The 8,525-nt window shown below is 68.2% G+C and carries 10 protein-coding genes; 9 read left to right on the forward strand and 1 reads right to left on the reverse strand.

Features of this window, described 5'->3' with window-relative positions; genetic code table 11:
- The first annotated feature begins 100 nt into the window (after positions 1-100).
- The 7 genes from P3W75_RS27425 (at position 101) to P3W75_RS27455 (ending at position 5,396) form a co-directional block, all read left to right on the forward strand.
- Positions 101-691, forward strand: a complete 591-nt coding sequence (locus P3W75_RS27425) for an amino acid synthesis family protein (RefSeq protein WP_276230462.1) — start codon at positions 101-103, stop codon at positions 689-691.
- Positions 692-716: 25 nt separating this feature from the next.
- Positions 717-1,550, forward strand: a complete 834-nt coding sequence (locus tag P3W75_RS27430; protein ID WP_276230463.1) for an alpha/beta fold hydrolase — start codon at positions 717-719, stop codon at positions 1,548-1,550.
- A complete protein-coding gene (locus P3W75_RS27435) occupies positions 1,547-3,028 on the forward strand; it encodes an aldehyde dehydrogenase (RefSeq protein WP_276230464.1) in 1,482 nt (493 codons plus the stop codon). Before P3W75_RS27430 ends, P3W75_RS27435 begins: the two co-directional genes overlap by 4 nt.
- 10 nt (positions 3,029-3,038) lie before the next feature.
- Positions 3,039-3,524, forward strand: a complete 486-nt coding sequence (locus P3W75_RS27440; protein WP_276230465.1) for a flavin reductase family protein — start codon at positions 3,039-3,041, stop codon at positions 3,522-3,524.
- Between the two features lie 97 nt (positions 3,525-3,621).
- A complete protein-coding gene (locus P3W75_RS27445) occupies positions 3,622-4,017 on the forward strand; it encodes a carboxymuconolactone decarboxylase family protein (protein WP_276230466.1) in 396 nt (131 codons plus the stop codon).
- Positions 4,018-4,078: 61 nt separating this feature from the next.
- Positions 4,079-4,828 carry a GntR family transcriptional regulator gene (locus tag P3W75_RS27450; protein ID WP_276230467.1) on the forward strand — a complete coding sequence of 250 codons (750 nt, stop codon included), beginning with the start codon at positions 4,079-4,081 and terminating at the stop codon, positions 4,826-4,828.
- A 4-nt stretch (positions 4,829-4,832) separates the two neighbouring features.
- Positions 4,833-5,396, forward strand: coding sequence for an NUDIX hydrolase (locus tag P3W75_RS27455; protein ID WP_276230468.1), 564 nt, complete (start codon positions 4,833-4,835; stop codon positions 5,394-5,396).
- 226 nt (positions 5,397-5,622) lie between these two features.
- On the opposite strand, the gene P3W75_RS27460 is transcribed toward P3W75_RS27455, so the two are convergent.
- Positions 5,623-5,916: a DUF1330 domain-containing protein gene (locus P3W75_RS27460; RefSeq protein ID WP_276230469.1), complete on the reverse strand. Its 294-nt coding sequence runs from the start codon at positions 5,914-5,916 to the stop codon at positions 5,623-5,625.
- A gap of 76 nt (positions 5,917-5,992) precedes the next feature.
- On the opposite strand from P3W75_RS27460, the gene ribBA reads away from it, so the two are divergent.
- Both ribBA and P3W75_RS27470 read left to right on the forward strand, forming a co-directional pair.
- Positions 5,993-7,123: a bifunctional 3,4-dihydroxy-2-butanone-4-phosphate synthase/GTP cyclohydrolase II gene (ribBA, locus tag P3W75_RS27465; protein ID WP_276230470.1), complete on the forward strand. Its 1,131-nt coding sequence runs from the start codon at positions 5,993-5,995 to the stop codon at positions 7,121-7,123.
- A gap of 351 nt (positions 7,124-7,474) precedes the next feature.
- Positions 7,475-8,500 (forward strand): ABC transporter substrate-binding protein, encoded by a 1,026-nt coding sequence (locus P3W75_RS27470; RefSeq protein WP_276230471.1) that lies wholly within the window; start codon positions 7,475-7,477, stop codon positions 8,498-8,500.
- Positions 8,501-8,525: the final 25 nt, after the last annotated feature.

Genomic DNA, 8,525 nt, shown 5'->3' on the forward strand with positions numbered 1-8,525 from the left:
TCGCCATCCCCGGCCCGCCGCCACCCCCTGCCTCTTGCACTTCCAATATTATGGTATACCATCAGACCAAATCATCAGTTACCCCACACAGGAGTGCCCCATGAGCTTCGAAATCCGCAAGATCGTCAGCTACGTCGAAGAGACCTTCATCGAAGGCGGCAAGGCCACCGACAAGCCCGTGTCCATGGTCGGCCTGGCCGTGGTGATGAAGAACCCGTGGCTGGGTCGCGGCTTCGTCGAAGACCTCAAGCCGGAGATCAAGGCCAACTGCTCCGACCTCGGCGCCCTGATGGTCGAGCGCCTGACCGCCCTGATCGGCGGCGCCGACAGGATCGAGGCCTACGGCAAGGCCGCGGTGGTCGGCGCCGACGGCGAGATCGAGCACGCCTCGGCGGTGATCCACACCCTGCGTTTCGGCAACCACTACCGCAAGGCGGTGAACGCCAAGAGCTACCTGAGCTTCACCAACAAGCGCGGCGGCCCCGGCACCTCGATCCAGATCCCGATGATGCACAAGGACGACGAAGGCCTGCGCTCGCACTACATCACCCTGGAGATGCAGATCGAGGACGCGCCGCGCGCCGACGAGATCATCGTGGTCCTGGGCGCCGCCGACGGTGGCCGCCTGCACCCGCGCATCGGCAACCGCTACATCGACCTGGAAGAACTGGCCGCCGAGCAGGCCCAGTGATCCACGGCCAAGGCAGGAGCGCTCCATGATTCGGCTCACCGCTGAACGTACACCGGCCGGCACCAGCTATCGGGTGACCGGCCAAGGCCAGCCCGTGGTGCTGATCCACGGCGTGGGCCTGAACCAGGACATGTGGGGCGGGCAGGTCGTCGGCCTGGCCGCGCAGTACCAGGTCATCACCTACGACATGCTCGGCCACGGCGCCAGCCCGCGCCCCGAAGCGGGCACCGGGCTGGTCGGCTACGCCGCGCAGCTGCGCGAGCTGCTGGAGCACCTGCAGGTGCCCCAGGCGACGGTCATCGGCTTCTCGATGGGCGGCCTGGTCGCCCGCGCCTTCGCCCTGCACCACCCGCAGTGCCTGCAGAGCCTGGTGATCCTCAACAGCGTGTTCGACCGCAGCGCCGAGCAGCGCGCCGGGGTCATCGAGCGGACCCGCCAGGCCGCCGAGCACGGCCCCGACGCCAACGCCGAGGCGGCCCTGTCGCGCTGGTTCAGCCGCGAATACCAGGCGGCCAACCCGGCGCAGATCGCGGCCATCCGCCAGACCCTGGCGAGCAACGATCCGCAGGGCTACCTGACCACCTACGAACTCTTCGCCACCCAGGACATGTATCGTGCGGAGGACCTGGGCGGCATCCGCGTGCCGACCCTGGTCGCCACCGGCGAACTGGACCTCGGCTCGACCCCGGAGATGGCCCGGCGCCTGGCCGCGCGCATTCCCGGCGCGCAGGTCGCGGTGCTCGACGAGCAGCGCCACATGATGCCGGTGGAGTCGCCGCGCCTGGTCAACCAGGTACTGCTGGACTTCCTGCACCAGGCCCTGAGCCTACCGAACCCGATCAAGGGGATAGTCGCATGACACTCGCCCGCTTCCAGATGTGCATCGACGGCCAGTGGGTCGACGCGCTTTCCGGCAACACCTTCGAAAGCCTCGACCCGGCCAGCGCGCGACCCTGGGCGCTGCTGCCCGACGCCGCCGAGGAAGACGTCGAGCGCGCCGTCCAGGCCGCGCAGAAGGCCTTCGAGAATCCGGCCTGGCGCAAGCTCAGCGCCACCGCCCGCGGCAAGCTGCTGCGCCGCCTGGGCGACCTGATCGCCGAGAACAAGGAACACCTGGCCCAGCTGGAAAGCCGCGACAACGGCAAGCTGATCCGCGAGACCCGCGGCCAGGTCGGTTACCTGCCGGAATTCTTCCACTACACCGCGGGGCTGGCCGACAAGCTCGAGGGCGGCACCCTGCCGCTCGACAAGCCGGACCTGTTCGCCTACACCGTGCACGAGCCGCTGGGCGTGGTGGCCGGGATCATCCCCTGGAACAGCCCGCTGTACCTCACCGCGATCAAGCTGGCGCCGGCCCTGGCCGCCGGCAACACCATCGTCCTCAAGCCGTCCGAACACGCCTCGGCGACCATCCTCGAACTGGCGCGCCTGGCGCTGGAGGCCGGCATCCCGGCGGGCGTGGTCAACGTGGTCACCGGCTTCGGCCCGAGCACCGGCGCGGCGCTGACCCGCCACCCGCTGGTACGCAAGATCGCCTTCACCGGCGGCGCCGCCACCGCGCGCCACGTGGTGCGCAGCAGCGCGGAGAACTTCGCCAAGCTGTCGCTGGAGCTGGGCGGCAAGTCGCCGAACATCATCTTCGCCGACGCCGACCTGGACAGCGCCATCAACGGCGTGGTCGCCGGCATCTACGCCGCCACCGGGCAGAGCTGCGTGGCCGGTTCGCGCCTGCTGGTGCAGCGCGAGATCTACGACCAATTCGTCGAGCGCCTGATCGAGCGCGCCCGGCGCATCCGCATCGGCAACCCGCAGGACGACGCCAGCGAGATGGGCCCCATGGCCACCGCGCAGCAACTGGCGGTGGTCGAAGGCCTGGTGGCCGCGGCCAAGGCCGAGGGCGCGCGCCTGCTGATGGGCGGCAAGCGCCCCGAGGGCAAGGGCGAGGGCTGGTTCTACGAGCCGACCCTGTTCGCCTGCGACAGCCACTCCATGCGCATCATGCAGGAGGAAGTGTTCGGCCCGGTGGCCTCGGTCATCCCCTTCGACGACGAGGCCGAGGCGCTGGCCCTGGCCAACGACTCGCAGTACGGCCTGGCCGCCGGCATCTGGACCCGCGACCTCGGCCGCGCCCACCGCCTGGCGCGCGACGTGCGCTCGGGAATCATCTGGGTCAACACTTACCGCGCGGTCTCGGCCATGGCCCCGATCGGCGGCTTCCACCAGAGCGGCTACGGCCGCGAGAGCGGCATCGACTCGGTGCTGGCCTACACCGAACTGAAGACGGTGTGGATCAACCTCTCGCAGGAACCCATGCCCGATCCCTTCGTGATGCGTTGAGGAGACGACCATGATCGAACCTGGAATCTACAAGGAAGTCATGGGCTCGTTCCCCTCGGGGGTGACCGTGGTCACCACCCTGGACGCCGAGGGCGGGATCGTCGGCATCACCGCCAGCGCCTTCAGCGCGCTGTCGATCGACCCGGCGCTGGTGCTGTTCTGCCCGAACTACGCCTCCGACACCTACCCGATCCTGCGCGACAGCAAGCGCTTCGCCATCCACCTGCTGTGCGCCGACCAGCAGGCCGAGGCCTACGCGTTCGCCGGCAAGGGCAAGGACAAGGCCAAGGGCATCGACTGGCGCCTGAGCGAGCTGGGCAACCCGCTGCTGGCCAAGGCCACGGCGATCATCGAATGCGAGCTGTGGCGCGAATACGACGGCGGCGACCACGCGATCATCGTCGGCGCGGTGCAGAACCTGATCATCCCCGAGCAGGAAGTGGTGCCCATGGTCTACCACCGCGGCAAGCTCGGCGCCCTGCCGCAGCTGGGCTGAGCGTCCGCTCCGCGCAGGAACGGGCCTGCTCGCGAAGCGGCGATGCGCCAAGCCTTCGCGAGCAAGCTCGCTCCTACGAGAAACGCAGGAGAATCCGATGAGCAACGAGAAATACGAAAAGGGTCTGGCGATCCGCACCCAGGTGCTGGGCGAGGCCTACGTGAACAAGTCGCTGGCCGCCGCCGACGACTTTTCCAGGCCGCTGCAGGAGCTGGTCACCGAGTACTGCTGGGGCCACGTCTGGGGCCGCGAGGGTTTGTCGCTGAAAGAACGCAGCATGATAAACTTGGCGATGATTTCGGCCCTGAACCGGCCGCACGAACTGAAGCTGCACGTCCGCGGCGCCCTGCGCAACGGACTGAGCCGCGAGCAGATCCGCGAAATCCTGCTCCAGGTCGGCATCTACTGCGGCGTTCCGGCGGCGGTCGACAGCTTCCGCCTGGCCCGCGAAGCCTTCGCCGAGGCCGACGCCGAAGCTCAGGCCCAGGGCTAGAGAGCGGACAAGCCGGCCGCTTCGCTTCATCCTACGGACAGCCATAACCAGAGCGGACCACATGAAACGCTTGCCCCTCGACGATAGCTTCAAGGTCAACCGCAACCCCGTGACCCTGCGCGAGATTGTGCTGGACAAGCTGCGCGGCGCCATCCTCAACTTCCAGCTGCTGCCGGGCGACCGCCTGGTCGAGCGCGACCTCTGCGATCGCCTCGGGGTCAGCCGCACCTCGGTGCGCGAGGCCCTGCGCCACCTGGAGTCCGAGGGCCTGGTGGAGTTCGCCGACGCCAAGGGCCCGCGCGTGGCGATCATCACCCTGGAGGACGCCTGCGACATCTACGAGCTGCGCTGCGTGCTCGAAGGCATGATCGTCCAGCTGTTCACCCTGAACGCCAAGGCCAAGGACATCCGCGCCCTGGAACGCGCCCTCGACGAGAACCGCGAGGCCCTGGAGACCGGCGACCTGCAGCAGGTGCTGGATTCGGTGCAGGGTTTCTACGACGTGCTGCTGGAAGGCTCGGGCAACCGCATCGCCGCCACCCAGCTGCGCCAGTTGCAGGCGCGCATCAGCTACCTGCGCGCCACCTCCGTGTCCCAGGTCAACCGCCGCGGGGCGAGCAACCAGGAGATGGAGAAGATCGTCGCGGCGATCAAGAGCGGCGACCCGGCGGCCGCGCACCAGGCCTCGGTGGACCACGTCCGCGCGGCGGCCAAGGTGGCGCTGGAGTACCTGAAGTCGAAGCAGGAAGACGGCAAGGTCCGCGATATCGCCACCCCCATCGTGCTCAAAGAGCCGCGCATAGGTCGCTGACGCCATGCCCGCCCCGCGCTTCTGCCCGCAGTGCGGCGGCGACCGGATGGAACGCCGGCAGCCGCCCGGCGACACCCACGAGCGCCTGATGTGCGGCGGCTGCGGCCATATCCACTACGAGAACCCCAAGGTCATCGCCGGCTGCATCATCGAGCGCGACGGCTGCTACCTGCTGTGCCAGCGCGCCATCCCGCCGCGCCCTGGCACCTGGACCTTGCCGGCCGGCTTCATGGAAAGCGGCGAGACCACCGAGCAGGCAGCCCTGCGCGAGGTCTGGGAAGAAAGCGGCGTGCGCGCGGAAATCCTCTCGCCCTACTCGATCTTCAGCGTGCCGAAGATCAGCGAGGTGTACATCATCTTCCGCGCCCAGGTGCTGGAGATCGCCGACACCTTCGGCACCGAGACCCTGGACCGGCGCTTCTTCGCGCCCCAGGACATTCCCTGGGAGCAGATCTACTACCCGGCGATCCGCCAGATCCTCGAACGCTACATAGAGGAACGCCAGGCCGGGGTGTACGGCATCTACATGGGCAATGACGATACCGGGAAGATCCACTTCATCCGCTGAGCTTCCTGCGTCGCTTCCTCTTTTGTAGGAGCGAGCTTGCTCGCGAACGGCATTTCCCGGCAGCACTGGTGTTTGAGGGTGATCTTGTCCCCTGTCACCGGCCCTCTCCCTGAAGGGAGAGGGTTAGGGAGAGGAGGCGGAGCCAACCGGAAATGCCGTGATCGCCGGGGGCACCGCTCGCGAGCAAGAACTAGGCGTCCCCCTCGCTCCTACGAAACCCCCAGCCTCAGCCCTCCACGCCCTCGACGATGATTACCTCGGCCTTCGCCGCGCCCTGGCGCTGGGCCCAGGCTTCCTGGTATTCCGGCGAGCGGTAGCAGGCCAGCGCCTGCTCGTAGGAAGCGAACTCGATGACCACGCTGCGCTGCGGCGTGGGGCGGCCTTCCAGGGCCTCGGCGCGGCCGCCGCGGGCGAGGATGCGGCCGCCGTAGAGGGCGAAGGCGGCTGGCGCGCGACGGGTGTATTGGCTGTACTGATCAGGGTCGGTGACGTCCACGTGGGCGATCCAGTAGGCCTTCATGGCAACCTCGTTCGATGGCTATTTTGTGTATGATGGTATACCAAAATTCCACTCCCGCCACACCCCGGAGCCGGCCATGCCGTTCAACACCACCGAAGAAATCATCGAGGACTTCCGCCAGGGCCGCATGGTGCTGCTGGTGGACGACGAGGACCGCGAGAACGAGGGCGACCTGCTGCTGGCCGCCGAGTTCTGCACGCCCGAGACCATCAATTTCATGGCCCGCGAGGCGCGCGGGCTGATCTGCCTGACCCTGACCGAGGAGCACTGCCTGCGCCTGGGCCTCGAACAGATGGTGCCGAACAACGGCAGCGCCTACTCCACCGCCTTCACCGTCTCCATCGAGGCGGCCAGCGGGGTGACCACCGGCATCTCCGCCGCCGACCGCGCGCGCACCGTGCAGGCCGCGGTGGCGCCGGGCGCCAGCGCCGAGGACATCGTCCAGCCCGGGCACATCTTCCCGCTGCGCGCCCGCGAAGGCGGCGTGCTCACCCGCGCCGGGCACACCGAGGCCGGCTGCGACCTGGCGCGCCTGGCCGGGCTGACCCCGGCGGCGGTGATAGTCGAAGTGATGAACGACGACGGCAGCATGGCCCGCCGCCCCGAGCTGGAAACCTTCGCCGCGCTGCACGGGATCAAGATCGGCACCATCGCCGACCTCATCCACTACCGCCTGAGCAACGAGCACACCGTGCAGCGCATCGGCGAGCGCGAGCTGCCGACGGTGCACGGCACCTTCCGCCTGGTGAACTTCGAAGACCGCATCGAAGGCGGCGTGCACATGGCCATGGTGATGGGCGACATCGACCCCGCCGAGCCGACCCTGGTGCGCGTGCACGTGATCGACCCGCTGCGCGACCTGGTCGGCGCCGAATACGCCGGGCCGAAGAACTGGACGCTGTGGGCGGCGCTGCAACGGGTCGCCGAGGAAGGCCGCGGCGTGGTGGTGGTGCTGGCCAACCACGAGTCGTCCCAGGCCCTGCTGGAGCGCGTGCCGCAGCTGACCCAGCCGAGCCGGCCGTTCGCCCGCTCGCAGTCGCGCATCTACTCGGAGGTCGGCACCGGCGCGCAGATCCTCCAGGACCTCGGCGTCGGCAAGCTGCGCCACCTCGGGCCGCCGCTGAAGTACGCCGGGCTCACCGGCTACGGCCTGGAGGTGGTGGAAAGCGTGCCCTTCGACGACTGGACCCCGGCCAACCCGGCCTGACCATCGGTCCGACGACGCTGGCCCCGGGCCAGCTCCAGGCCCGTCGGACGTGTGGATAAACCTCAGAAAAATCAGCCAATTGGCGTCCCCACAGAGGCTCGCCAAGGGCGCCATGGAGGGCGCCAGGCGCCGCACCACGCGGCTTGCGCAGGGGAGAAGGCTTGCACAAAGTTTGGAATACCATAATATGACATTCCGTAGGCCGACGATTGTCTCGGCGCCCCCGAACACGGGACAGCCTGAACAACGCTCCGGACAAGGCCGACCCTGACAGGCCCAGATGGCCACTGCTCCTGATGGGCAGGCACACAGCGCCTGCCCGCGCACAAACACAACAACGAGGGCATGTACATGGTGTTCAAGAAATGCGCAGTCGCGGCGACCCTCGCCGCTCTCCTGGGCCTGGCCGGTACCGCCGCCAGCGCCGCCGACGCCATCAGCTTCGTGAGCTGGGGCGGCACCACCCAGGACGCCCAGAAACAGGCCTGGGCCGAGCCCTTCAGCCAGGCCAGCGGCATCCGCGTGGTACAGGACGGCCCCACCGACTACGGCAAGCTCAAAGCCATGGTCGAAAGCGGCAACGTGCAGTGGGACGTGGTGGACGTGGAGGCGGACTTCGCCCTGCGCGCCGCCAGCGAAGGCCTGCTCGAACCGCTGGACTTCAACACCGTCAAGCGCGACCGCATCGACCCGCGCTTCATCTCCGACCACGGCGTCGGCTCCTTCTATTTCTCCTTCGTGCTCGGCTACAACCAGGGCAAGGTCGGCGGCAACGCCCCGCAGGACTGGACCGCGCTGTTCGACACCAAGACCTACCCGGGCAAGCGCGCGCTGTACAAGTGGCCGAGCCCCGGCGTGCTGGAGCTGGCCCTGCTGGCCGACGGCGTGCCCGCCGACAAGCTCTACCCGCTGGACCTGGACCGCGCCTTCAAGAAGCTCGACAGCATCAAGAAGGACATCGTCTGGTGGGGCGGCGGCGCCCAGTCCCAGCAACTGTTGGCCTCGGGCGAGGCGACCCTCGGGCAGTTCTGGAACGGCCGCGTCTACGCCCTGCAGCAGGACGGCGCGCCGGTCGGCGTGAGCTGGAAGCAGAACCTGGTCATGGCCGATTTCCTGGTCATCCCCAAGGGCTCGAAGAACAAGGACGCGGCCATGAAGTTCCTGGCCCAGGCGTCCAGCGCCAAGGGCCAGGCCGAGTTCGCCAACCTCACCGCCTACGCCCCGGTGAACCTCGACAGCGTCGGCCAGCTCAAGGGCGATCTCGCCCCCAATCTGCCGACCGCCTACGCTAAGGATCAGATCACCCTCGACTACGCGTACTGGGCCAAGAACGGCCCGGCCATCGCGGCACGGTGGAACGAATGGCTGGTCAAGTGAAGATCGCGGCCGTCGCCCACGGCCG

It is taken from the genome of Pseudomonas citronellolis, assembly GCF_029335315.1.
Lineage (GTDB): Bacteria > Pseudomonadota > Gammaproteobacteria > Pseudomonadales > Pseudomonadaceae > Pseudomonas > Pseudomonas citronellolis_A.

Excerpts from the sequence above, each read along its gene's own strand:
- P3W75_RS27470 (WP_276230471.1), top strand. The coding sequence starts at position 7,475 with ATGGTGTTCAAGAAATGCGCAGTCGCGGCGACCCTCGCCGCTCTCCTG.
- ribBA (WP_276230470.1), top strand. The coding sequence starts at position 5,993 with ATGCCGTTCAACACCACCGAAGAAATCATCGAGGACTTCCGCCAGGGC.
- P3W75_RS27445 (WP_276230466.1), top strand. The coding sequence starts at position 3,622 with ATGAGCAACGAGAAATACGAAAAGGGTCTGGCGATCCGCACCCAGGTG.
- P3W75_RS27450 (WP_276230467.1), top strand. The coding sequence starts at position 4,079 with ATGAAACGCTTGCCCCTCGACGATAGCTTCAAGGTCAACCGCAACCCC.
- P3W75_RS27425 (WP_276230462.1), top strand. The coding sequence starts at position 101 with ATGAGCTTCGAAATCCGCAAGATCGTCAGCTACGTCGAAGAGACCTTC.
- P3W75_RS27455 (WP_276230468.1), top strand. The coding sequence starts at position 4,833 with ATGCCCGCCCCGCGCTTCTGCCCGCAGTGCGGCGGCGACCGGATGGAA.
- P3W75_RS27430 (WP_276230463.1), top strand. The coding sequence starts at position 717 with ATGATTCGGCTCACCGCTGAACGTACACCGGCCGGCACCAGCTATCGG.
- P3W75_RS27460 (WP_276230469.1), bottom strand. The coding sequence starts at position 5,916 with ATGAAGGCCTACTGGATCGCCCACGTGGACGTCACCGACCCTGATCAG.
- P3W75_RS27435 (WP_276230464.1), top strand. The coding sequence starts at position 1,547 with ATGACACTCGCCCGCTTCCAGATGTGCATCGACGGCCAGTGGGTCGAC.
- P3W75_RS27440 (WP_276230465.1), top strand. The coding sequence starts at position 3,039 with ATGATCGAACCTGGAATCTACAAGGAAGTCATGGGCTCGTTCCCCTCG.